The sequence below is a fragment of the Gilvimarinus sp. F26214L genome, from assembly GCF_054401055.1.
In genome coordinates this window covers 1-855 of sequence record NZ_JBTIYG010000038.1, presented here as the reverse complement: position 1 = coordinate 855, position 855 = coordinate 1, and the positions used below count along the sequence as shown (strand labels likewise).

General features: G+C 56.3%; 1 protein-coding gene. It reads left to right on the top strand.

Translation table 11 applies throughout. From position 1 onward, the window contains the following. Positions 1-103 precede the first annotated feature (103 nt). Positions 104-855: tyrosine-type recombinase/integrase (locus tag ACURWW_RS17220; protein ID WP_445618383.1), on the top strand; the 752-nt coding region annotated here is incomplete at its 3' end.

Here is an 855-nt window from a genome sequence, read left to right as displayed (position 1 = left end):
CTTGTTGAACGAAGCCGCTCCGCGGCAAAGCACAATACTGTTCAATTGAAGATAATTCCCCTACGTGCTCAAGCCCGAGCACGACTACTAGGGGAATTTCTTCATGCACCAAGCACAGCAAAAACGATTCGATTCACTGTACCGCAAGCATCTTAGCGCACTCAAACGCCAGGGCAAAGCGGACTCGACCATCGACCTATACAGCCGGGCCATCAGGCGCGTGTGCGACTACTTTGACTGTCCGCCCGACATTCTTACCCAAGAGCAGCTTGAGGGGTACTTCGAGTCCTTGATCAGCACCCATTCCTGGTCGACGGTGAAGGTCGATCGCAACGGCCTGCAGTTCTTTTACAAACATGTACTCAAGCGTGACTGGCAGTGGGTGGACATCGTCAAACCGCCCCAGGAAAAACACCTTCCCGATGTGTTAACGCTCAAGGAACTGGAGCGGCTGATCAACAGCACCCGCGAGCGGCGCTACCAGACCTTCATTCTCACCTGTTTCAGCATGGGGCTGCGCCTGGGCGAGACCCTGAACATCCGCGTGGCGGATATCGACAGCGAACGCGGTCTTTTGCACGTTCGCCAAGCCAAGGGCAAGAAAGATCGCTACGTCTTCTTGCCGAAGATGACGCTCGAGGCGCTTCGAGCTTACTGGGTTACGCACCGCAACCCCATGCTGTTGTTTCCCCGCGGCCGCACGCCTGAAGAACAACACCAGGCTCGTGAGCCGATGGATCGGGGCGGTACCCAAAAATCCTTCAAAGCGATCGTCACCGACGTCGGGATCCGCAAGGAGATCACGATTCATACCTTGCGTCATTGCTATGGCGCACTGCTGACCGATGCGGGCGT